Annotated in this window: 22 protein-coding genes; 5 read left to right on the plus strand and 17 right to left on the minus strand. The window is 72.7% G+C overall.

What is annotated here, in order from left to right:
- Positions 1–2: 2 nt before the first annotated feature.
- The 9 genes from lxmK to OGH68_RS22910 all read right to left on the minus strand — a co-directional run bounded on the left by lxmK (position 3) and on the right by OGH68_RS22910 (position 9,928).
- Positions 3–1,208 carry a class V lanthionine synthetase subunit LxmK gene (gene lxmK / locus OGH68_RS22870; RefSeq protein WP_264246809.1) on the minus strand — a complete coding sequence of 402 codons (1,206 nt, stop codon included), beginning with the start codon at positions 1,206–1,208 and terminating at the stop codon, positions 3–5.
- Positions 1,205–3,985 (minus strand): insulinase family protein, encoded by a 2,781-nt coding sequence (locus tag OGH68_RS22875; RefSeq protein ID WP_264246811.1) that lies wholly within the window; start codon positions 3,983–3,985, stop codon positions 1,205–1,207. Before OGH68_RS22875 ends, lxmK begins: the two co-directional genes overlap by 4 nt.
- A complete protein-coding gene (locus OGH68_RS22880; RefSeq protein ID WP_264246813.1) occupies positions 3,982–4,911 on the minus strand; it encodes a hypothetical protein in 930 nt (309 codons plus the stop codon). Before OGH68_RS22880 ends, OGH68_RS22875 begins: the two co-directional genes overlap by 4 nt.
- A complete protein-coding gene (locus tag OGH68_RS22885; protein WP_264246814.1) occupies positions 4,908–5,594 on the minus strand; it encodes a flavoprotein in 687 nt (228 codons plus the stop codon). The genes OGH68_RS22880 and OGH68_RS22885 overlap by 4 nt, the downstream gene beginning before the upstream one ends.
- Before the next feature lie 2 nt (positions 5,595–5,596).
- Complete coding sequence (locus OGH68_RS22890; RefSeq protein WP_264246816.1) at positions 5,597–6,562, minus strand: LLM class flavin-dependent oxidoreductase; 966 nt, start codon at positions 6,560–6,562, stop codon at positions 5,597–5,599.
- Positions 6,563–6,751: 189 nt separating this feature from the next.
- Positions 6,752–6,937, minus strand: a complete 186-nt coding sequence (locus OGH68_RS22895) for an LxmA leader domain family RiPP (protein ID WP_264246817.1) — start codon at positions 6,935–6,937, stop codon at positions 6,752–6,754.
- A gap of 78 nt (positions 6,938–7,015) precedes the next feature.
- A complete protein-coding gene (locus OGH68_RS22900) occupies positions 7,016–7,249 on the minus strand; it encodes a helix-turn-helix domain-containing protein (protein WP_264250224.1) in 234 nt (77 codons plus the stop codon).
- Positions 7,250–7,525: 276 nt separating this feature from the next.
- Positions 7,526–8,530: a sigma-70 family RNA polymerase sigma factor gene (locus tag OGH68_RS22905; protein ID WP_264246818.1), complete on the minus strand. Its 1,005-nt coding sequence runs from the start codon at positions 8,528–8,530 to the stop codon at positions 7,526–7,528.
- Between the two features lie 126 nt (positions 8,531–8,656).
- Entirely contained in the window at positions 8,657–9,928 is a 1,272-nt protein-coding gene (locus tag OGH68_RS22910; protein ID WP_264246819.1) for an MFS transporter, read from the minus strand.
- A 62-nt stretch (positions 9,929–9,990) separates the two neighbouring features.
- Between OGH68_RS22910 and OGH68_RS22915 the strand changes: the two genes are divergently transcribed.
- The gene (locus OGH68_RS22915) at positions 9,991–10,944 is read left to right on the plus strand and encodes a LysR family transcriptional regulator (RefSeq protein WP_264246821.1); all 954 of its coding nucleotides are present in this window, start codon (positions 9,991–9,993) and stop codon (positions 10,942–10,944) included.
- Positions 10,945–11,080: 136 nt separating this feature from the next.
- Here OGH68_RS22915 and OGH68_RS22920 read toward each other — a convergent pair whose 3' ends face one another.
- Positions 11,081–12,067: an aldo/keto reductase gene (locus OGH68_RS22920; RefSeq protein ID WP_264246823.1), complete on the minus strand. Its 987-nt coding sequence runs from the start codon at positions 12,065–12,067 to the stop codon at positions 11,081–11,083.
- A 104-nt stretch (positions 12,068–12,171) separates the two neighbouring features.
- Positions 12,172–13,041 carry an alpha/beta hydrolase gene (locus tag OGH68_RS22925; protein ID WP_264246825.1) on the minus strand — a complete coding sequence of 290 codons (870 nt, stop codon included), beginning with the start codon at positions 13,039–13,041 and terminating at the stop codon, positions 12,172–12,174.
- Positions 13,042–13,156: 115 nt separating this feature from the next.
- On the opposite strand from OGH68_RS22925, the gene OGH68_RS22930 reads away from it, so the two are divergent.
- From OGH68_RS22930 to OGH68_RS22940, 3 genes are all read left to right on the plus strand, one after another.
- On the plus strand, positions 13,157–14,293 hold the full coding sequence (locus tag OGH68_RS22930; RefSeq protein ID WP_264246827.1) for an adenosine deaminase: 1,137 nt from the start codon (positions 13,157–13,159) through the stop codon (positions 14,291–14,293).
- A 143-nt stretch (positions 14,294–14,436) separates the two neighbouring features.
- Positions 14,437–14,814 carry an ATP-binding protein gene (locus OGH68_RS22935; protein ID WP_264246830.1) on the plus strand — a complete coding sequence of 126 codons (378 nt, stop codon included), beginning with the start codon at positions 14,437–14,439 and terminating at the stop codon, positions 14,812–14,814.
- A gap of 83 nt (positions 14,815–14,897) precedes the next feature.
- Positions 14,898–15,668, plus strand: a complete 771-nt coding sequence (locus OGH68_RS22940) for a hypothetical protein (protein WP_264246832.1) — start codon at positions 14,898–14,900, stop codon at positions 15,666–15,668.
- 18 nt (positions 15,669–15,686) lie between these two features.
- Here OGH68_RS22940 and OGH68_RS22945 read toward each other — a convergent pair whose 3' ends face one another.
- The 5 genes from OGH68_RS22945 to afsQ1 all read right to left on the minus strand — a co-directional run bounded on the left by OGH68_RS22945 (position 15,687) and on the right by afsQ1 (position 19,640).
- The gene (locus OGH68_RS22945; RefSeq protein WP_264246834.1) at positions 15,687–15,887 is read right to left on the minus strand and encodes a PspC domain-containing protein; all 201 of its coding nucleotides are present in this window, start codon (positions 15,885–15,887) and stop codon (positions 15,687–15,689) included.
- Positions 15,888–15,978: 91 nt separating this feature from the next.
- Positions 15,979–16,569, minus strand: a complete 591-nt coding sequence (locus OGH68_RS22950; RefSeq protein WP_264246836.1) for a VanZ family protein — start codon at positions 16,567–16,569, stop codon at positions 15,979–15,981.
- A gap of 77 nt (positions 16,570–16,646) precedes the next feature.
- Complete coding sequence (locus OGH68_RS22955) at positions 16,647–17,285, minus strand: hypothetical protein (RefSeq protein ID WP_413471120.1); 639 nt, start codon at positions 17,283–17,285, stop codon at positions 16,647–16,649.
- Positions 17,286–17,365: 80 nt separating this feature from the next.
- Positions 17,366–18,931, minus strand: coding sequence for a sensor histidine kinase (locus OGH68_RS22960; protein WP_264246838.1), 1,566 nt, complete (start codon positions 18,929–18,931; stop codon positions 17,366–17,368).
- A 31-nt stretch (positions 18,932–18,962) separates the two neighbouring features.
- The gene (gene afsQ1 / locus OGH68_RS22965; RefSeq protein ID WP_175257369.1) at positions 18,963–19,640 is read right to left on the minus strand and encodes a two-component system response regulator AfsQ1; all 678 of its coding nucleotides are present in this window, start codon (positions 19,638–19,640) and stop codon (positions 18,963–18,965) included.
- A gap of 181 nt (positions 19,641–19,821) precedes the next feature.
- Between afsQ1 and OGH68_RS22970 the strand changes: the two genes are divergently transcribed.
- Complete coding sequence (locus OGH68_RS22970) at positions 19,822–20,613, plus strand: SigE family RNA polymerase sigma factor (RefSeq protein ID WP_264246840.1); 792 nt, start codon at positions 19,822–19,824, stop codon at positions 20,611–20,613.
- A 239-nt stretch (positions 20,614–20,852) separates the two neighbouring features.
- Here OGH68_RS22970 and OGH68_RS22975 read toward each other — a convergent pair whose 3' ends face one another.
- Positions 20,853–21,500 (minus strand): uridine kinase, encoded by a 648-nt coding sequence (locus OGH68_RS22975; RefSeq protein WP_413471016.1) that lies wholly within the window; start codon positions 21,498–21,500, stop codon positions 20,853–20,855.
- Between the last annotated feature and the right edge of the window lie 79 nt (positions 21,501–21,579).

Raw genomic sequence — 21,579 nt, forward strand, 5'->3', positions numbered from 1 at the left:
GGTCAAGAGGGGTCTCCCAAGCCGATGACGGAGGCGAAACGGCCGGGCTGGAGCAGCGCGGTGCGGCCGATGCCGGCTGCGGCACGCTCGATTCCGAGCAGCCGGTTGCTGCGGGCGGCCCCGGCGAGCAGGCGGTCCAGCAGATGCCAGCCCGCGAAGGCGGTGGCGCGTTCGGCGAGCCCCGGATCGGCGTCGGGGCGGGCCTGTCGGTAACCGCGCCAGAACTCCTGGACGATCGGGCGCAGTCGGGTGATTTTCGCCGCCCCACGGGCGACGACGTCCTCCCGAGTCATGGACAGCCCGGCGAACGCGGAGGTGTCGCCGTCACCCCGCGAGGTGACGATGTCGAGCACCGCGCGGTGCAGCCACTCACCCGCGAAGCCGCCGATGTCGCGGGCGGGGTCGGCGAGACGGAACTCCTCCCAGTCCGCGACGTACAGGCTCGTGTCGGGACCTGCTTCCCCGCCTGTCACCGGGCCGCACACGAGGACCTGGTCCAGCCGGAAGTCACAGTGGGCGGGCACCCCGGGCGCGGCACGCTCGGCAGCCAGCAGCTGTTCCACGGCGGCGATCAGCGGGTCGTCACCCTGCAGCAGCCGCCATGTCTGAAGCTCCGCTCCGCTCAGCTCCTCGAACATCGCGGCGGGCAGCGCCTCCAGGAGCACGGACGAGGGCAGAGCAGGCGGGCCGGTCTCCGGTGCCGCCGTCTCGCACGCGTGCAGCAGTCGGGTCGCCGTACCCGCTGCGTACCCCAGCTGCGGCGTGAACTGCTGGTCAGCCATCAGTTCCGCACCGCTGCGCGCGTCGCGAAGGTACCGGAACGCCAGCAGTCGTGCCCCGCGGTCGCTGCCGAGCAGCGCTGGGCCGCGCAGGATCCCGGGCGGGGCGGCAGCGGCCGTCCGTTCGAACGCGAGCGCACGGTCCATCCTCGCGGCGGTGTCCTCGCCGTCTCCGGTCAGCCGCTTCACGAACACCTCCGTGCCGGTTGCCGTACGGCCCGCCCATGTGTCGTTGCGTCCCGGCAGCGCCGTGACGTCGGAGCGGTCGAACGGGCCGACGCCGATACGGTCGAGCAGGGCGTCGACCTCCGGAACGGTGTCCAGATCGACCGCTACGAAGCGGAGTTCGGTCCGGTCCGGCCGCCGGTGGGACGCCTGGCGGGAAGCAGGGGCGCCGCCCGCGGAGTGCGGGGCGGTGATGCGTGTCACGGCGTGTCCTCTGCCGGGTCTGCCGCCGCGCCGACGAGTACTCCGGCGTAGGCGGGATGGGCGAACAGTGCTGCACAGTCACGGACGACGTCGTCGACCGCGACCTCGTGGAGGGCGTCGGTGAAGCCGTCGAGCTCGGCGGCCCGGGCGCCGGTCGCGACCCAAGCCCCGACCTGGTCGGCGAGCTCGCTCTGGGTGCCGCGCACCAGAGCGAGCTGTCCGGCGCAGTAGCGTCGGGCAGCGTCCACATCGGCGCCCACCGGAGGCGCCTCACCGATCCGGCGCAGGGCGTCGCGGACCAGGCCGGCGCCCAGGACGGCGTCCTGGGGCGGAAGTTGGGCCCCCACTTGGACGAGCGCGCCGTCGCCGGGCCCCAGCCCGGGAAAGCGGCCCGCGTACGCGGTGAAGCCGTGCGGGGCGCCCGGTGTGCGCAGCCCGGTGAGCCGCGCGCCCGGCTGGCCGCCGCCGACCACGGCCGTGGCCAGCCAGCGGGCGGCGAGCGGCACGGCTCGTGGCGGCTCCGGTGTCGCCCACACGACATGGGCGACTGCGGGCGTCTGCTGCGCCGGGGGCAGACGCAGCAGCGCAAGGCCCTCGGCCGGCGCGGACTCCTCGGTGCGGTCCGGCAGCCGGATGGTCAGCGGGCGCAGGGCACCGGTCGCCGCCTGAACCCAGCGCTCGGGGTCGAGGTCACCGACGGCGACGACGGTGACAGCGCCGGCGTGCGCAGCGGCGCCAAGAGCGAGACGCTGCCGAACGGCCTGGTCGGCCAGCCACCACGGGTCGCCCGCGCAGGCCGCGACACGGGCGCGGGCCCGTGGCGCGGCCCGTTCCCACTCCGCGGCGGTCGGCGCGGCGGCCAGCAGGCCGGCGAGGAGCACCGGGTCCGGGCCGGGGGCGGGGAACCAGGCGTCGACCACGACGGTCCCGGCCTCGGTCCGCACGGTACGACCGCCGGTCGTGGTCCGCCTGCCCCACTGGGCGTCCCACCGGTCCGCGACGACCTGACACAGATGCTCCTGCCGGGCCGGGGGCGTGCCGGGGGGCGTGGGGAGCCGCAGGCGGAACTCGACGACCGGCGCCCGGCTGTCGCGCACGGCGACGACCCTCGCCTCACCGGGCCCGCCGCTCTCGACGAGCCCGGGCAGCCGAAGCCCCGCCCGTCGGGGTCGGCGCCGGGTTCCGGCGGGATGCGGGGGCGCGGCGGACGGTCCGTCGGAGCAGGCACGGTCGCCGCCGGATGCTGCGCAGGCTTCCGCAGGTGGCCGGCCCCGCGTGGCTGCGTCGTCCGAACGGGCCACCGGCCGATCCGCGGTCACAGGCTCTCCGGCTGCTGCGCGTTCACTGTCCGTGCGTCCTTCGGTCTCTGTGCGGTTGTCCGTGCGTCCTTCGGCCTGTGCCCGGTCGGTGTCCACGTGCCCTTCGGCCGGTGCGGGGTCGACGGCTGCAGGCCCGGCAGGCCGGAGCCCGGATTCCGCAGGCCCCGTTTCCATAGGCTCGGCTTCCCTGGGAGAGCCGGCGGGCTGTCCCTGGGGCCCAGCTGCGGCGCGGACCGGCACGGCGGCCAAGACCGCGCGGTGGGCGGTCAGCAGTCTCGCGGCCGCCGCGCCGACGCGCTCCGCGCCCACGGCACGGATGCGGCCCGGCAGTTCGTCGACGAGCACCGCGCGGCCGAACAGGAGCTCCAGCCGTCCCAGCGCCGCCGCCCGCGCAGCAGGGCCGTGGTGGTCGCGGATGTGCTCGGCGGCGAGGCGCCCGGTCGTCCGGCGCACCGCCTCCTCGCCGTAGGCGCCATCGGCGATGCCCCGCAGCGCCGCGTCGAACCCGCTGAGAGCGGCTGCCATCCCGTCCGCGGGCATGGCCAGGCCCACGACAAGGGTGTCCGGGTCCACGGCGTCGAACGGCCTGAAGAAGCCGCAGCCCGCATTCCGCGGCGGTGCGGTGAGCAGCCGGGCCAGCACGAGGTGAGCGAGATAGCCGTCGAGATCGGCGGCGGGATCGGGCAACCGGTACCCCAGCGACAGGGCTCCATCGCGCGTCGCGGTCGGCCGTACGGCCACCCGGTCCTCGGCGAGCGGGGGCTCGGTGAGGACGGGACGCGCGGCCGGTGCGGAGCGGACCGGAATCTCGCCGAAGTGCCGGGCGACGAGGCCGGCGACGTGGTCGGGTTCGCCACCCCCGGATACGGTGACGACGGCGTTGGCCGGGGTGTAGTGGTCGCGGAAGAAGCCGGCACAGTCGTCGGGTGTGAGTTCGGCCAGGGTCTCCAGGGCGCCGTAGCCGTCGTGGGAGTTGGCCCAGCGGTCGTACAGCACGCCGGGCAGCACCTGCCAGGGCAGCCCACCGAGGCGCGCGCCGTACACGGCGGCCCTGATCTCTGCCTCCACACCGGCGAGTTGCTCCGCGAATCCCCGCGTAGTGAACAGCGGGGCGCGCATCCGGTCGGCCTCGGCGACGAGGGCGTCCTCCAGCGCGTGGGCGGGCACGACGTGGACGTAGTCCGTGTAGTCCTGGTGCGTGGTTCCGGTGGCGGAGCCACCGGAGGCGAGGAGATCCGCGAAGTAGGCGCGGTCAGGGTGCCGTTCGCTTCCCTCGAACATCATGTGCTCGACGAGATGGGCAAGTCCGGCCCGGCCCCGCGGCTCCGAGCGGAACCCGGCGCCGTAGTGAACGGCGACGGCGGTCAGCGGTTCGCCCGGCACCGTGTCGACCAGGATCCGCAGACCGTTGCCGAGAACGTGCTTCCGCGGAGGCGCAGGCACGAGCGAGCGGGTCATGACGCCGCCTCGGCGGTCAGGCGGGCGGCGAGTACGCCGTACAGCGCGGCCGGCCCCTTGCCCTGCGCCACGTACGAAGCCGAGTCGTGCGCGTGCAGCGCGACCCGGAGCGCTGTTCCGCGCCTGTGGTGTCCGCCCGACGCGGCCTCGCCGCCGTAGCCGTCCAGGAACGCGTCGACGAGTGCCTGCCAGGCACCCGGGTCGGCGGCTCGGCCCAGCAGCCAGCGCAGTTCGACAAGCTCGCCGGTCAGCCAACCGACGTCCAGGTGGCGCGGTGCGGCACAGATGTCCTCGCCCGTCAGGAGGACGGCGCGGTCTCCGGCAGGCGAGGGTACGAGCGAGCCGAGGCCGGGTGCACCGTGGGACAGGACATGGGCGTCGGCATGCGTGACGGCTTCCGCCGCCCACGCGGTCAGTGGCGCGACGGCAGCCGACCCCAGCAGCGCCACGGCATCGGCGCCGCCCGCCGCAGTGGCCCCGGACAGCCAGGCGTGCAGGCGCGCGATCCCCCGCGAGGGCCGCCGGACCTCCGGTGTGACGGGCTGCCGGTGGAGGGACGCCAGCAACGCCCCCGTGCCGTGCAGGATGTGCTCGACCGCGTGCCGTCCGCCAGGGGCGGCGTGCGGTCCCCCGCCCGCCATGAGGACATGGGCGAGGGAGTAGGGGCCCGAAGCGGTGTACTCGCGGCTTCCGTCGGGCGCTGCTTCCCCGGTTGCCGCTTGCGTTCCGTGGAAGTCGTAGGTGTGCGGGACCAGCGCGCGCAACGGGGCGGTGAGCGTGTGGAAGGGCGCGGGACAGGCCGGTCCGGGGCGGCGGTGCCAGCGGTGCAGGCCGCCGGGGAGTGCGGTCACGGTGGTGACGAGCAGGCCGGTGCTGTGCTCGTCGACGATGTGCCCGGCCGCATGGGAAGCGGAACGGTCAGTCATTCCGGGCTCCCTCCTGGGACGTCTGTCGCCGCCCCGGCGGCGCCTGCGACGAGTCGGCGGCGCAGCTGAGCGACCTGCTCGAGGAGGTCCGGCAGCTCCGCGGGAGCCCAGCTGTCCATGCGACCGGTCGTCAAACTGAGCGCGGGGACCGGGGGCGCGACGACGTAGTTGGGCCTGGCCGCCAGGGATGCGGCGTGGGCGCGGTAGGCGTGACTCTCGACGCCGCCCGGCGGCAGTGCCGGCGCGACACCGACAGGTGCGGCGGTGCACTGCGCTGTCAGCAGCGAGGGGCTGTTGGCCAGGCCGAGGGCCAGCCGGGCTGTGTAGGAGAACGTCGAGGGGTGGACGAGGACGGCCTCCGCCCAGGCGGTCAGGTCGACATGGGGGGCACGCAGGACCGGCTCGTCCGGCCACGCGTCGATGACGGTCCGGCGCCCTGTCAGCAGGTTGAGCGTCTCGCGGGTGACGAAACGCAGGGCGCTGCGGGTCAGTACCGTCTGGATCTCCAAGGCGGGACAGGTGGCGCGTATGCGCGCGATCTGCTCGGGCAGCGTGGAAACGCAGACCGCACCGGTGCCCACGAGGAGGAGGCGGGTGAACCCGAGTGCGAGCCCAGGCGGCGTCGGCCGATGCGGGTCCCCGGCGGGCCCGGCTGCCGTGGTGTTCGCTGTCCGTTCGGTCACGTCTACCAGCCGTTTCCGTCGAACAGCGGCTCGAGGTCGCGCAGGACGGCGCGCGGGCCCTCGGTCAGCGCCACACCGGCGCCGTTGACGACGACCTCGTCGGCACCAGCCTCGTGGTACGCGGTGATGCCCGCGCGGATGTCGTCCGTGCTGCCGGTCAGCGCTCCGCGTGCGGCGATCAGCGCATCGGCCGTTGCCACGGGATCCTCGGGAACCACGCCCACGCCGGCGCGTTCGAGCATGTCCTGGTAGTGAGGCATGGCGAAGTGCCCGGAGCTCCCGGCGGCCACCGCTTCCTTGGGCACGCGGGAGCCTGTCGCGGCTGCCATGGCGACGACCGAGACGACGCGCGGCACTGGGCGGTCGGCGGCCCGCGCGCCCTCGGTGAGTGCCGGGACGATGACATCGCGCACGTACGACGGCGGAGTCAGCCAGGTGATCGCCACGTCCGCCACCTCACCGGCGAGCCTGGCCATTCCCGGGCGCAGCACTCCGAGCCCCACCTCGACGGGCGGGGCGGGCGAGGCGGGAAGGGAACCGGTGTAGGAGAAGTATTCGCCGGACTGATCGATCTCCCGGCCGTCGAGAAGTGTGCGGACAACGGTCAGGTATTCGCGGCAGGCAGTGAGCGGGCTCGCGTAAGGAGCGCCGAGCGCCATCCGCTGGAAAACGCGGGCACCCGGCCCGAATCCGGCGGTGACCGGATGTCCGGAGGCGGCTGCGAGCGTACGGGCCTCGATGGCCGCCTGGACGGGATGACGCAGCGGCATCAAGGAGACACCGAGTCCGAAAGGCACCCGCATTCCGAGGCCGCTCAATTGCGCCATGATCTGGTGCTGTTCATTGAGAAGCGCCTGGCCCTGCCAGAGAGCGCGTGCGCCGCGCCATTGCACGAACGCGGCGAAAGGGGCCGCCTGTTCGGCACGGGTGGGGACGATCGGCAGAAGGACAGAGACACTTCGGCTCATCGCCGGACCTCCGGTGTCGCGGGATAAAGTGCAAGGGCTCGCGGGCGCAGGCCCGTACGGGACGGACACGAGGACCGCCCCGTACAGGTGTCACCTGGCGATCGCCGGCGGCAGCTGCGGTCCTGGGCGCCTTGCCCGCGCCCAGGACCGCTGCGGGTCGACCGTCGGCTCGACCGCTCGACTAGGCGGTCAGCAGCCCCACTTGACCGACGCCGAGACGCTGGCGACGCTCACCTTGGTGTAGGCGATGGTGGTGAGGGTCGGCGTGATCGCCGGGGCGTCGGCCGACGCCTCGAAGTTCAGCTCGGCGGCCTCGGCGTAGGACTCGAAGCCACCGACGAGCTCCATGATGTCGACCGTGTCGTTCTTCTGCACTGTGCTCTCCGATCTCGCGGATGTCCGCCGGTGGTCCGGCCGACAACGCCAAGTCAACAACCCGGCACAGTACGACTGCTATTGGTCGTTGGTGAGGTGTCCTTCGGGACAATGGCCCGCGGGGCACAGCAACTTGTGGTGGAGGTGAGCCATCAGTCCGGCCTCCAGCCGAGAACTCACCCCGAGCTTCTCGACAATGCTCGACACATGGGCCTTTGCCGTGCGTTCGACGATTCCGAGTCGTCTGGCGATCAGTCGGTTGGCCAGTCCCTGGCCGAGCAGGGTGAGAACCTGCCGTTCACGCTCCGTCAGTTTTGTAAACCCCGTACGTCATTCACCGCGCCCTGCAGCAGGGCGCACTCGCAACTGCACGCAGCGTGCGATTTCGCGTCGATTCGCCTGGAGTGCTGGTCAGGCACTCTGGTGGCGATGGATCGGTGTTGCGCTTCATTACGCAATGGCTGTCACACCCCCGGTATCAACAGTCCTGAAAGTCATCTTAAGTGATCGACTTGCGCTCCCAGGTGGAGGGTTCGCGAGCCGAGGGGTGGGCCGTCCGCCGGGGCGGCACCGGGGGTGCAGAGAAGGCTACTGGTCGATCATCGGTGCGCCCTCCTTGTCCAGCCGCGCCGGCAGGTCGAACAGCGGATACCAGCGCTTGGTGTCCAGGAAGAAGTCCATCCCGCCGACCTTGCCGTCGGAGAGCTCGAGGACGATCAGCGCCCACGGCTCGTACCCCTCGCCGTCCGCCGACGGGTGGTAGTGGGCGAAGGCCGGGGCGCCGTTAGCCACGGTCGGCACCAGCTTCGAGCCCCGGCAGACGTCGCCGACGCCGAGCATCCAGCCCACGATGTCGTCGTGCCCGCGCAGCCACAGGTCATACGGCGGCATGGACATCGTCGCGTCCTCGTGGAGGAGCGCCGTCAGCGCCTTCATGTCGTATCCCTCGAAGGCCGCGACATAGCGGTTCAGCAGGTCCTGCTGCTCCTCGTCGAGCGGGTCGGCCGCGTCCGAGGAGGTGGGCCGCTGCTCGGCGAGGGTCGCCCTGGCCCGCTGGAGGGCGCTGTTGACCGAGGCGACCGTGGTGTCGAGGAGCTCGGCGACCTCGCTCGCCTTCCAGGCCAGCACCTCGCGCAGGATCAGCACGGCCCGCTGCTTGGGCGGCAGATGCTGCAGCGCGGCGAGGAAGGCGAGCCGGATCGTCTCCCGCTCCACCGCCGTCTCCGCAGGGTCCGCCACCGACGGCAGCACCCGCCCGTCCGGCACCGGCTCCAGCCAGGTGATCTCCGGGCGGGCGTTGAGCTGGGCCTGGGCGACCGGCGTCGGGCCGGACAGATCCATCGGCCGGGCGCGGCGATTGCCCGCGTTCAGCATGTCGAGGCACACGTTCGTCGCGATCCGGTACAGCCATGAGCGCAGCGAGGAACGGCCCTCGAACTTGTCGAAGCTGCGCCACGCCCGGACCATCGTGTCCTGGACCGCGTCCTCCGCCTCGAAGGACGAGCCGAGCATCCGATAGCAGTAGCCGGTCAGCTCTCTTCGGTGCCGCTCCAGCCGCGATTCCAGGTCCTGCGTCGTCACGAGGTCACTCATGCGGGTCCACCCCTGTCACCCATCGGTACCACCGCTTCGAAAGCTACCGCAGGCCACTGACACTCACCCCCGGACGCGGGAAAGCAGGGCGGAATCCAGGGGCGCTGGCTACCGTGGCGCGGCCGCTCAGTGTCCCGCGCCCGCCGGTACCAGCCGTGCCTGCGTCCGCGCCGCGTGCGTCCCGTACAGCGTGATCGACACGACCCCGAGGACCGCCAGCAGTCCCAGCAGGACCGTGCCGCTCCAGCCGCCGGCGTGGAAGGCGACCGCGCCGAGCGTGCCGCCGGCGCTGCTGCCGAGGTAGTACGCGGACTGGTAGAGCGCCGACGCCTGGGCGCGGCCCGTCGTCGCCGTACGGCTCACCGAGGACGAGGCCACCGCGTGGCCCGCGAAGAAACCGGCGGTGATCAGGACGAGGCCGAGCAGCACCGACGCCAGCGTGTCCGCGAGGGACAGCAGCAGACCCGCGGTGGTCGTCGTCACGGCCAGGTACAGCGCGCCCCTGCGGCCCATGCGGGCGACCAGCCCGCCGGCCGCCGCGGAGGAGACCGTACCGACGAGGTACACCAGGAAGATGGAGCCGATCACGCCCTGGGGCAGGCTGAACGGCGCCTCGGCCAGGCGGTATCCGATCACCGTGTAGACGGCTCCGAAGACGGTCATGAACAGTGCGCCGATCGCGTACAGCCGCAGCAGCAGCGGATCGGCGAGATGGCCCCGGACCGTCTTCGCCAGGGTGCGCGGGTTCAGCGTGCCGGGCGTGAAGTGCCGCGCCTTCGGCAGCAGCGCGCGGAAGACGAGCGCGCAGAGCAGCGCCATCACACCGACCGCGGCGAGCCCGGCCCGCCAGCCGAAGGCCTGCGCCACCCAGCCGGTGACGATCCGGCCGCTCATGCCTCCGATGCTGTTGCCCGCCACGAACAGACCGATCGCGCCGACCAGGGCCTTTGGCCTGACCTCCTCCGCGAGGAACGCCATCGCCGACGCCGGCAGCCCGGCCAGCGCCGCGCCCTGTACGGCGCGCAGCGCCACCAGCGACTCGACGTTCGGTGCGAACGGCACGAGCAGGCCCACCACGACCGCGACGGCGAGGGACACGTTCATGACGGTGGTCCGCCCGTAGCGCTCGGACAGCGTGCTGAGCGGCAGTACGCACAGAGCCAGCGCGCCCGTCGCGGCGGAGACCGTCCAGCTGGCGGTGCCCGCGGTGACGCCGAAGTCGGCGGAGACGGCCGGCAGCAGTGCCTGCGTGGAGTAGAGGAGGGCGAAGGTCGCCATTCCGGCGGCGAAGAGCGCGAAGCTCATGCGGCGGTAGCCGGGCGCGCCGGGGGAGAGGAGTTCGGGGGACGACGGGGCGGCGCCCACGGTGGTGGACGCCTTGGTACTGGCAGGAGGCATACGTCGAAGGTAGGCCGCCGTTTTTCATGCGTCCAATGCATGAAACAGCGATAATCGTTCCCATGGTGCATGAACGCAGCTCAGGGCCTCGGCTGTCACCGGGTGGTTACGAAGAAGACATCACGCTGGAGCTTGCGCCCCGCCTCGCGTACTTCGCGGGAGTGGCCCGTCATGAGCATGTGACGCGCGCGGCGCAGGAGATGGGCGTCCCGCAGTCGACGCTGTCGCGGGCGATCGTCCGCCTCGAAGCGGACCTGGGCGTCACGCTGTTCGCCCGCAAGGGCCGCACGGTCTCGCTCACCCCCGCCGGCCGGACGTTCCTCGCCTCGGTCGAACGGGCGCTGGCGGAGGTGGAGCGGGCCGCCGAGTCCGTACGTGCCGACACCGATCCGCACTCGGGCAAGGTCGCGTTCGGCTTTCTGCACACCATGGGCTCGGAGACGGTGCCCGGTCTGATCCGTGCGTTCCGCGCGGACCACCCGGGCATCCGCTTCACCCTCGTCCAGAACTACGGCGAGGCGATGATCGAACGGCTCCGGGCGGGCGAGCTGGACCTGTGTCTCACCTCGCCCGTGCCCGACGCCCCCGACCTGGTCGCGCGCCGGCTCGACGAACAGCGGCTGCGGCTGGTCGTCCCCGACGACCACCGGCTCGCGGGCCGCAGACGCGTCCGCCTCGCGGAGGCGGCCGACGAGACCTTCGTGACCCTCGAACCCGGCTACGGTCTCCGGCGGATCACCGACGACCTGTGCGCCCAGGCGGGCTTCAGCCCGCGCGTCGCCTTCGAGGGCGAGGAGGCGGAAACGCTGCGCGGGCTGGTGGCGGCGGGTCTGGGGGTGGCCCTGCTGCCGCCGCCGGCCGTCGCACGGCCGGGGGTGGTGGAACTGACGGTGACGGCACCCAGGGCGGCCCGCGAGATCGGCGTGGCCTGGCTCGACGGCCACCCGGACACGCCACCGGTCGCGGAGTTCAAACGCTTCCTCCTGTCCCGGCGCGGCCGCCTCCTGCCGGACTGACCACCCGCCCCGCTCCGCGCGGCCGGTACCTGCCGCGCCGCCCCGGTCCGCCCCGGTCCGCCCCGGTCCGCTCCACCCCGCCCTGCCCCGCGCCGGTCCGCCCGCCCCGCCCCGTACGCCCCGACCGGGGCCCGCGTCAGTGTGCCGCGTCGAGGCGTGATCGCTGCTCGGGCGTCAGCTCCAGGTCGACCGCCGCCAGGTTCTCGTTCAGCTGCGCCACCGAGGACGCCCCCGCCAGGGGGATCACCGGGAGCGGGCCGCCGATCTGCCAGGCCAGTACCACCTGGTTCACGCTCGCCCCGGTCTCCTGCGCGACCTCGCGCAGCACCGCCAGCCGGGCGGGCGTGCCCGGGTGGTCGTAGTCCGGCGGCAGCGGCTTGTCCTCACGGACGTACGCGCCGGCGAGCAGCGGCGAGTACGCGACCAGGGTGAGCCCGGGCTCGGCGCGCAGATAGCTCAGCAGCTCCGCGCCCGCGTGTCCGAGGCTGCCGTCCCGGAAGAAGTCCGTGGGGACGTCCATGCGCGGCCGCAGATGGCTGTGCTGGTACTGCAGGACCTCGTAGCCGGCCAGCCCGGCCGCCGCGGCCAGGGCGCGGGCGCGTTCGACCCGCCAGATCGCGTGGTTGCTCGCCCCGAGCAGCCCCACCGCCCCCTCCGCCACGAGCTCGCCGAACGCGCCGACCGTCTCCTCCAGGGCGACGGACCGGTCCTCGATGTGCGCGTACAGCATGTCCAGCCTGTCGACCCCCAGCCGCTCGCGGCTGCGGTCGGCGGCCACGCGGATGGCCTTGGCCGACAGGCCCTCCCCGTTGTCGACGTAACCCGTGCCGGGGGCCAGCGGCTCCGCGCCCAGCTTGGTCGCGATGACGATCTCGTCGCCGATGCCGCGGCTCTTCCGCCACCGGCCGAGCAGTGCCTCGCTCTGGCCGCCGAGGCCGCCGTCGACCCAGTAGGCGTAGTTGTCGGAGGTGTCGATGAACGTGCCGCCCGCCTCCACATACCGGTCCAGGACGGCGAACGAGGTCTTCTCGTCGGTCAGGGTGCCGAAAAGCATGGCGCCGAGGGCCAGCACGCTGACCTCGCGCCGGGTCCGCGGGTCGGTGCCGATGGTGCGGTACTTCATGGTGGTCCCCTCCTTCTCGGAGCCCGGAGTGCCGGGCCCGGGAAGGGAGTCTGCTTCTTGAAGCGCACTTCAGGGCAAACCCCGCACGGACCCCGGCGACCGCCTCAGCCGCGCAGCGACCGCCCGAAGCCGGCCGCCAGCGGCATCCGCAGGCCGAGCGGCGGCGGCGCCGCCAGCGCGTCCGCGAGCGGGCGCGCGTAGCTGCCCGTGAAGAGCGAGCCGCGCACGAAGTCGACGGCCAGCGCGTGCACTTCCTCCTGGTACTGGCGCAGCGCGTGCCCGTCCGAGTGCACCTCGAAGCGGCAGATGTCACGGTGGGACTTCTTGGCGCGTTCGGCGAGCCGGTAGGAGAGTTCCGGGTCCGTGCGGGCGTCGTTGGTGCCGTGCACGATGAGCACCCGCCGGTCCGCCAGCTGCTCCACCGGCTCGGGTTCCGCCGCCATGTCGTCCTCCGGCAGCCAAGGGGCCAGCGCCAGCACCGAGTTGACCGCGGGATGCCCCGCCGCGCGCAGTGCGGCCCGTCCGCCCATGCCGTGGCCGGCCAGACACACGGGCACGTCGCCGTAACGGCGTACGACCTCCTCGACCGCCCAGGCCGCGTCCGTGGCGAGCTGCGCGTCGGCGCCGTTCCAGCCCCGGCCGCGGTAGCGGACGCTGTGCACGGTCAGCCCGTCGTCGCGTCCCGCCCTGGCCAGCGTGCGTCCGAGCGGCAGCGCCGCGGCGTACGACAGGGCCGAGGCCCTGCGCGGCGACTGGGGCTCACCGTCCGGCAGCAGCACCACCACACCGGCCACCGCGGGGTCGACCCCGTCGCCCCTGGCCGAGGAACGCCGCGGCAGACTGCCCAGCTTCGCCTGGGGCGGTGTCCGCCCCGCCCGTGCCACGTGTGCGACCGTCGTCCCACCGTGGGCGCTCGCCCCTCCGGCCGCAGCGGCCGGACGCCCCCACCACCGGGGCAGTGCGTGGTGTCCCATGGCAGAACAGTCTCAGAAGGCGAGGTGTACGCCACCCGTACGCACGGTCACTGTTACGTATCGACAAGCGATCCGAGGGGGCGCGCTCTACGCGCGTAGGGGCTAGAGTGCGCAGATGACGAGCCAGACCCTCAATTCGCCCACCGCGGACCAGATCCGCCGCGCCCCGAAGGTGCTGCTCCACGACCACCTGGACGGTGGTCTGCGGCCCGGCACGATCATCGAACTCGCCCGTGACGCCGGCTACGAGGCACTGCCGGAGACCGAGCCCGACAAGCTCGGCATCTGGTTCCGGGAGGCCGCCGACTCCGGCTCGCTGGAGCGGTACCTGGAGACCTTCGCGCACACCTGCGCCGTCATGCAGAGCCGTGACGCGCTGTTCCGGGTGGCCGCCGAGTGCGCGCAGGACCTGGCAGAGGACGGAGTCGTCTACGCGGAGGTCCGGTACGCCCCCGAGCAGCACCTCGAGGGCGGGCTCACCCTGGAGCAGGTCGTCGAGGCGGTCAACGACGGCTTCCGCGAGGGTGAGCGGCGGGCCAAGGAAGAAGGCCACCGCATCAGGGTCGGCGCACTGCTGACCGCGATGCGGCACGCGGCCCGCGCGCTGGAGATCGCCGAGCTCGCCAACGGCTACCGCGACAACGGCGTCGTCGGCTTCGACATCGCCGGCGCGGAGGCCGGTTTCCCGCCCACCCGGCACCTCGACGCCTTCGAGTACCTCAAGCGCGAGAACAACCACTTCACCATCCACGCGGGTGAGGCGTTCGGGCTGCCGTCGATCTGGCAGGCCCTCCAGTGGTGCGGCGCCGACCGGCTCGGCCACGGCGTACGGATCATCGACGACATCGAGGTCGCCGACGACGGCTCCGTGACGCTGGGCAGGCTCGCGGCGTACGTACGGGACAAGCGCATCCCGCTGGAGATGTGCCCGACGTCCAACCTGCAGACCGGGGCGGCGGACTCGATCGCCGAGCACCCCATCGGGCTGCTGCGGAAGCTGCACTTCAGGGCCACCGTCAACACCGACAACCGGCTGATGAGCGGCACCAGCATGAGCCGTGAATTCGAGCTGCTGACCGAAGCGTTCGGATACACGCTCGACGACATGCAGTGGTTCACCGTCAACGCGATGAAATCCGCGTTCATCCCTTTCGATGAACGACTGGCGATGATCAACGATGTGATCAAGCCCGGATACGCCGAGCTCAAGTCCGAATGGCTGTTCAGGCAGACCGCCACCACCGGGAACTGAGCACCCGCCGTCACCCGTACGGCACCTACACGAAGCGGCCGGAGTCGTCAAGTTCCGGCCGCTTCGCGGTGTTTGCGGTGGCTGTGCGAGGCTGGCTAGCTTGCAGAGCCGCTCATGTTCCCGTCCCCAAGGATTCGTTCCTGATGAAGCAGTCTGCTGCAAGGACCCTCGGTGTCGCCGCTCTCGGTGCCGCCTTCGCCGCTGCCGCCGCAGGTTCCGCCTCCGCGGCCCACACGGTGCCCGCCCCGACCGGCGCGCTCGGCAACGTCTCCCACACGCTGCCGCTGAACGAGGTCACCGAGAAGCTCCCGGCGGGCGCCGCCGAGTCGCTGACCGGTGGTCAGAGCGCGCTGACCCAGAGCGCGTCCGCTCTCCCCGCGACCGCACAGAGCGCCGTCGGCGAGGTCGCCCCGGCCGGAGCGAGTGAGCAGGTCGCCGGTCTGCTCGGCGGCCTCCCGGTGCTCGGCGGCGGTTCGCCGCTCGGCGCCCTGGGCGGCGGCCTGCCCGGCCTCGGGGCCTGACCACACCGCCCTCGGGCGACGTGCGCGGGGCGCACACCCGGACCGGGTGTGCGCCCCGCGGCGCTTGTGCCAGGATCGCCGCCATGCGAGCCACGACCACCGGCCTCCGTGCATTCGGTGCCCTCTGCGCCCTGCTGCTGGCCACCGCCGCCTGTACGAGCCACGACGGCTCCGCGTCCGCCCCGGGCAGCGGCGCCCGTACGGGGACGGGCCCGGCGCCCGGCACCGACGCGGCCAAGGGCGGCGACGGTACCGGCGGTGACGCGTCCGTGCCGCTCACCGCGCCGCAGCTGGAGCGGGCGGCCCTCGCCACCGGCGACCTCCCGGGTTACCAGGTCCTGGCCGGGAAGAGCGCGCTCGCGCCCACCGGACAGCCCGTCGCCGACAAGGCCGCGTGCCGGCCGCTCGCCGACGCCATGGGGGCGGAACCGGACGCGCGGGCCACGCACACCGTCAGCAGGGGACTCGGCTCGCTCGACGACCTCGGCCTGGCCGTCTCGGTGTCACTCAGCTCGTACAGCGTGGACGATGCCGAGGAACTGATCGGCGGCCTCGAAGCGGCGGTCGCCGCGTGCGGAGCCGGATTCCGGGCGACGCTGGACGGCCGGAGCACCACCTACCGCGACGTGAAGGCGGTGCCGTTCGCCGCCCGCGGCGGCGACCGGACGGTCAGTTGGACCGCCGTCGCCGCCGACGAGGGGGCCGTCTCGCCCGTGCACCTGGTCGTCGTCGGAAGGGGCGCGACCGTGGCACGTTTCACGGCGTTCGACCTCGCGGGCGGAAAGCCGCCGCGGGTACCCGGAGCCGTCGTCGTCAGACAGCTCGCGAAGATCGCGCGGCAGGTCGCCGGCTGACGGCCCCGGGGCGGCCGGTCACCAGGCGCCGGCGGCCGTCTTCTCGGCCGGCAGCAGAATCCACAGCGCCAGGTAGAGCAGGAACTGAGGGCCCGGCAGCAGGCAGGAGGCCACGAAGATCACACGCATCGTGGTGGCGGACGTACCGAAGCGCCGGGCCAGCGCCGCGCACACTCCGCCGATCATCCGGCCGTCACGGGGGCGGACAATTGCGGTCATGGTGGGCTCCTTCGCGAGTGGTTTCCCGGGAACCTCTCCGTGTGCTCCCGATGTCTCCATGGTGACTTCGCGAAGGTGACGAAGCATCGCTCTACGGGGCGATCCCGACCCTGGGAATCGTCGGGGTAGCACCCTGAGCGCCGCCCTCCCGGAGCACGGCTCCGCGTCGTACCTCGTGCTCACGGCCGCGCAGCGCCGTCCCACCGCCCCGCGTACGCAGCAGCCTGCGGCGCAGCCGGGCCCGGCCCGCGGGCACGACGGCGAGGTGGGCGAGCGCCACGCCTGCCGTGTTCAGCATCAGCGAGTCGACGTCGACGACCTGGCCGGGCACCCCGGTCTGCAACAGCTCGATCCCGAGCGACATCAGCGCACCCGCGGCGACCGTACGGGCCAGTGACGCCCACGGGGACACGGCGAGCCGGCCGCTCACCATGGGCAGCAGGACCCCGAGAGGCGCCAGCAGCAGCAGGCCGCCGCCGATGTGCCGGACGGCCTCGACGGGCCCCAGCTCCAGGGCGGTCTCGATTCCGGCGAAAGGTTCCAGATTTGCCGCCGTCACCCACATCACGTCGAGTGGTCGCAGCGTCAGCCAGGAGACGAGCAGCAGATGGGCGAGGAGGAGGACGACCCCCGCCGCGCGGAAGCGGATGGCGGCACTGCCGCCCGAACCTTGACGCTGCACGCACCCCTAGACGCACACTCGGCGGGAAACGGTTCCGCACGGACCCGCGCCGGCTTCCGCGCCGTGCGCGAGTGCTCCTACGAGGCGCTGGGGCCGGGTGAGGGCAGTGTGCTCAGCGTGGGCACCGCGCCCTCCGGCCGCTCCTTGGTGAACGCGCTGCACGCGTACGCGCGCGGCGCGTAGTCCCCGGGCCCGCCGAGCACCACGCCGCCGCCCGCCCCGGCGGCCCGGCTCTCCGCCAGGGTGCACACGATCTGGGCCAGCGCCGGCGTCGGCAGGTCCTCCGGCTGGCGGCTCAGCCGCAGTGTCCCGGCGGGGTCGCCGTCCCGGGCGCCGTTCACCAGCAGCGGCCCGCGGACGAACGTCGTGAAGCCCGCCTCGTGCTCCGGCGACGACGGTTCCCTCAGCAACTCGTCCAGGACCGTCTGCGCGAACTGCAGCGGGCTGTCGGCGGCCTTGCTCCCGGAGATCTCCGCCGTGCGGTCGACGGACACCAGCCGCGTGGCGCAGACCAGGTAGACCCGGACCGGTACGCCCTGCTCCTGCGCCTGCGGGGTGAGGCTCTCGCCGGACACCTCGCACGGGACCCGTGAGGGCGCCGCCCCGGCGTCCACGGGCACCTGCGTCGTCCTGATCCCGCACCCGCCGAGGGCGAGCACCCCGGCGACCGCCGCGACGGCGGCCACCACCGCCCGACCGCGCCTGCCGCGGCGCAGGCGCGTGCCGTCCGCGCCTGCCGTGTACGCGACACGTGCGCGCCCCGTGCCGTCCGCGCCGGCCCCGGTCCCCACCGCTGTCACCGTGCGTCCTCCTCTCCCCGTTCGTCGCTCCCGTCCGCCTCCGCGCTGTCCCCTTCGCCGCCGGAACGGGCCGAGACGTCGCGCGGCAGCCGCAGCACGAACACCGCGCCGTCGCCGTCGGGGGAGTTCGCCGCGGTGATGTCGCCGCCGTGGATGTGCGCGTTCTCCACGGCGATCGACAGTCCGAGACCGCTGCCCTCGGAACGCGGCCGTGACGCGCTCGCCTTGTAGAACCGGTCGAACACGTGCGGCAGGACCTCCTCCGGAATGCCGGGGCCGTGGTCGCGCACCTCGATCACCAGCTCGTCGTCGGCGGGCCGCACGGACACCCGGACCGGGGAGCCGCCGTGCTTGAGCGCGTTGCCGATCAGGTTGGCCAGGATCACGTCCAGCCGGCGCGGGTCGAGCCGCGCCATGATGCCGCGCTCCGCGTCCAGCTCCACCGCGTCCAGCCAGGCACGGGCGTCGATGCAGGCGGTGACCTGGTCGGCGACGTCCACCGTGTCCAGCACGAGCCGTGCGGTACCCGCGTCGAAGCGGGTGACCTCCATCAGGTTCTCCACCAGGTCGTACAGCCGCCGGGTCTCGCTGACCACCAGGTTCACGGCCGGCGCGATCATCGGGTCGAGGCTGTCCGCCTCGTCCTCCAGCACCTCGGTGACGGCGGTCAGCGCGGTCAGCGGGGTGCGCAGCTCGTGCGACATGTCGGCGACGAAGCGCCGGCTGGACTCGTCCCGGGCGCTCATGTCGGCGACCTTCTTCTCCAGCGCCGCCGCCGTCTTGTTGAACGTCCTCGACAGTTCGGCGAGTTCGTCCGTGCCGGAGACCCGCAGGCGGGTGTCGAGCTTGCCCTCGCCGAGCTGCCTGGCGGCCTCGCCCAGCCGGTGCACCGGCCGCAGCACGGTCGTCGCCGCGGCCTGCGCGAGCAGCGCGGAGCCGACGAGCGCGAGCAGGGTGGCGATGCCGAGCGACCAGGCGAGCGAGTTGAGGTCCTGGCGCTCCTGGTCGAGCGACTTGAACATGTAGCCGGTCGGCCCGCCGCCGATGATCCGCGTGCCGCCCACCAGGTACGGCGTGCCGCCGCGCTCGGTGCGCTGCCAGAACAGGTGGTAGGGGACCGAGTTGCCCGCGGCGATCTCCTGCCGGTCGTCGACCGCGTCCCGCAGCGACTGCGGCACGTCCTTCATGGTGAAGGTGTCCGGGTCGGAGACGCCGGCGATCGGCTTGCCCTCCGCGCGTTCGCCGATCAGCAGCACGCTGTAGCCCTTGTCGCCGTCCGCCATCCGCTCGGCGGTCCGCTGCAGCTCTTCCTGCGTGGGCCGCAGCGGCAGCGTGGCGGCACGGGTCTGCATGTCCTGCCGGAAGTCGTCGAGTGCCGCGTCCTGCGTACGGGTCAGCACCGCCTCGCGGTTGAGCCAGTACGCGATGCCCGACGCGGAAACGGCCGCCGTGAGCGCGACGAGCCCGAAGACCACCACCAGGCGCAGCCGCAGACTGGTCAGGCGGATGCCGACGAGAATGCCGCGTCGTGGCCCGCCGGCCTCCTCGGTACCACGGCTCACCGGGCGGTCCCGTTCCGCGGGTGCGCGTCGGTCACTGCGGGACGTCCAGCCGGTAGCCCACGCCACGCACCGTGCGGATCAAGGTCGGTGAGGACGGCACGTCCTCCACCTTCGCCCGCAGCCGCTGCACACACGCGTCCACCAGACGCGAGTCGCCGAGGTAGTCGTGCTCCCACACCAGCCGCAGCAGCTGCTGGCGCGACAGCGCCTGTCCGGGCCGGCGGCTCAACTCCAGCAGGAGACGCAGCTCGGTCGGCGTGAGCTGCAGATCCTCGCCGTTCTTGGTGACCGTCATCGCCGAACGGTCGATCACCAGGGAGCCGAACGTCGCCGAGTCGGTCGACTCCCGCTCGCCACGCCGCAGTACGGCACGGATACGGGCGTCCAGCACCCGCCCCTGGACCGGCTTGACGACATAGTCGTCGGCACCCGACTCCAGACCCACCACGACGTCGATGTCGTCGCTGCGGGCGGTCAGCAGGATGATCGGCAACTGGTCGGTGCGCCTGATCCGGCGGCACACCTCGAAACCGTCGATCCCGGGCAGCATCACATCCAGCACGATCAGATCCGGCCGCTGCTCACGCAGCAGTTTCAGGCCGTCCTCGCCCGTCGCCGCGGTGGCCACTCGGTGGCCCTGGCGTGACAGGGAGAGTTCGAGGGCCGTGCGGATGGCGTCGTCGTCCTCGATCAGCAACAGGAAAGGCACGGGGGTCATTCTGGCCCATGGGAAGCCCCAGTTCGACTCCCCGGGTCCAAGGGACCCTCATGCACACGACTCCTCCCCTTGTGACGCGCCTGTGACAGTCGGCGGACACCCCCATGAAAGAGCCCGGGCAAGCTTCTTGGCACACGGAACGAAACAGACTCCACTCGACGGGGGGCGCGGGATGAACGCACTGCACAGCACCACCTCAAGCGCAGTTGTGACACGTCTCCACGACGTCACCGTCGTGCGGAGCACCGAGAAGTCCGGCGCCGCTGGGGGTACCTCCCTGCTCGGGCGCAGCCCTGAGCATGGGGGAGGGCGGGGGTGCGTTCGCGGCGCCGGGCGTCAGCACAAGCCGTCGTCCGCGGAGCAGGGGCGCAAGCCCTACATGACGGTGGTTGACGCAACCGCGGCGGCAAGCGGGACGGCGGCCGGGGAGCGGACGTCCTGCTCGGAGGCCGAGTTCACGGCCTACGTCCAGGAACGCCGCGCCTCCCTGTACGCGACCGCCTACCACCTGACCGGCGACCGCTACGAGGCCGAGGACCTGCTGCAGAGCGCGCTCTTCTCCACGTACCGGGCCTGGGACCGGATCAGTGACAAGGCGGCGGTCGGGGGCTATCTGCGCCGCACGATGACGAACCTGCACATCAGCGCCTGGCGCCGGCGCAAGCTCAACGAGTACCCCACGGAGGAGCTGCCGGAGACGGCCGGCGACACCGACGCGATGCGCGGCACCGAGCTGCGCGCGGTCCTGTGGCAGGCGCTCGCCAGGCTCCCCGAGCTCCAGCGGACGATGTTGGTCCTGCGCTACTACGAGGGCCGCACCGACCCGGAGATCGCGGACATCCTGGACATCAGTGTCGGCACGGTCAAGTCGAGCATCTGGCGGTCGCTCCGCCGGCTGCGCGAGGACGACGTCCTCAGCTTCGGCCGTGACGAGGAAGAGTCCTTCGGCGAGCTGGTGGCCTGAAGGCAACGGGGGAAACACGGGGGAGCACGGGGGCCGTCGTTTCGGGGGAGACGGCGGAGGATCCACGGGGGACACGGGGATCCACGTGGTACGGAGCGGGGTCGGACAGACCGGGGGGTTCTGTCCGGCCCCGCTTCCGTGTCCGCGCGCGGAGTTCGGGCTTCCGCCGGGCTGCTTCCGTGCCGGGGGCCGGCCTTACGCCGGGCGGTCCCGTGTCCGGGGCCGGGCCCGGCCCTCCTTCAGACCGCTGACGCGCTCGCGCTCGGGGCCGGCCTGACGCGCCGGCCGGCCGCCGCGGCCGTGAGGCGGTTCAGCGCCTCGTCCTTGCCGCAGGGGTGCGCGCCCAGCCCGGCCTGGCGGGCGACGATGCCGCGCTCCGCACGCATCAGGCGCCAGCCGCGGCGCAGCAGGAACGGAACGGACTTGCGGCCCTCGCGCAGATCCCGCGCCAGCCGGCGGCGGAACGTCGTGGACGGCCGGCCGCGCAGGCACAGGGCGTCGGCGAGGACGCCCAGCTCCTCGCAGCGGCGCACGACGTCGGCCGCGAAGATGCCCTCCGCGACGAACAGCGGTGTGCGGGCGATGTCGAGCGTCTCGGTCCCCGTCCGGGAACTGGTGGCGAGGTCGTACACCGGCACGGCGGTCCGGCCGCTGCGGCACAGCTCCGCTATCGCCGCGACCGCGGCGTCCGCGTCCCAGGAGGACGGTGAGTCCCAGTCGATGTCCGTGCTGCCCGTCACCAGTGGAAGCGTCGGGTCGTTGCCCTCTTTGTAGAAGTCGTCCAGGCGCAGGACCGGCAGGCCGGTGCGGGCGGCGAGAGAGGACTTTCCGGAACCTGAGGGGCCCGCGAGCAGCACGACGCGGGTCGGGATGGGTTGGGAACTCACGGGAGACAAGTGTGACGCATGAACGGGCGCCGGGAACCCCTCGGTCCCCCGGTTGGTACGAGCGTCACAACCTCGACTA

The sequence above is a fragment of the Streptomyces peucetius genome, assembly GCF_025854275.1.
GTDB lineage: Bacteria > Actinomycetota > Actinomycetes > Streptomycetales > Streptomycetaceae > Streptomyces > Streptomyces peucetius_A.

What these genes read in the sequence shown, in the direction of transcription:
- OGH68_RS22925 (WP_264246825.1), bottom strand. Translation starts at nt 13,041, where the DNA reads ATGGGACACCACGCACTGCCCCGGTGGTGGGGGCGTCCGGCCGCTGCG.
- OGH68_RS22875 (WP_264246811.1), bottom strand. Translation starts at nt 3,985, where the DNA reads ATGACCCGCTCGCTCGTGCCTGCGCCTCCGCGGAAGCACGTTCTCGGC.
- OGH68_RS22915 (WP_264246821.1), top strand. Translation starts at nt 9,991, where the DNA reads ATGGTGCATGAACGCAGCTCAGGGCCTCGGCTGTCACCGGGTGGTTAC.
- OGH68_RS22890 (WP_264246816.1), bottom strand. Translation starts at nt 6,562, where the DNA reads ATGAGCCGAAGTGTCTCTGTCCTTCTGCCGATCGTCCCCACCCGTGCC.
- OGH68_RS22920 (WP_264246823.1), bottom strand. Translation starts at nt 12,067, where the DNA reads ATGAAGTACCGCACCATCGGCACCGACCCGCGGACCCGGCGCGAGGTC.
- OGH68_RS22905 (WP_264246818.1), bottom strand. Translation starts at nt 8,530, where the DNA reads ATGAGTGACCTCGTGACGACGCAGGACCTGGAATCGCGGCTGGAGCGG.
- OGH68_RS22930 (WP_264246827.1), top strand. Translation starts at nt 13,157, where the DNA reads ATGACGAGCCAGACCCTCAATTCGCCCACCGCGGACCAGATCCGCCGC.
- OGH68_RS22910 (WP_264246819.1), bottom strand. Translation starts at nt 9,928, where the DNA reads ATGCCTCCTGCCAGTACCAAGGCGTCCACCACCGTGGGCGCCGCCCCG.
- OGH68_RS22935 (WP_264246830.1), top strand. Translation starts at nt 14,437, where the DNA reads ATGAAGCAGTCTGCTGCAAGGACCCTCGGTGTCGCCGCTCTCGGTGCC.
- OGH68_RS22880 (WP_264246813.1), bottom strand. Translation starts at nt 4,911, where the DNA reads ATGACTGACCGTTCCGCTTCCCATGCGGCCGGGCACATCGTCGACGAG.
- OGH68_RS22945 (WP_264246834.1), bottom strand. Translation starts at nt 15,887, where the DNA reads ATGACCGCAATTGTCCGCCCCCGTGACGGCCGGATGATCGGCGGAGTG.
- OGH68_RS22970 (WP_264246840.1), top strand. Translation starts at nt 19,822, where the DNA reads ATGAACGCACTGCACAGCACCACCTCAAGCGCAGTTGTGACACGTCTC.
- OGH68_RS22940 (WP_264246832.1), top strand. Translation starts at nt 14,898, where the DNA reads ATGCGAGCCACGACCACCGGCCTCCGTGCATTCGGTGCCCTCTGCGCC.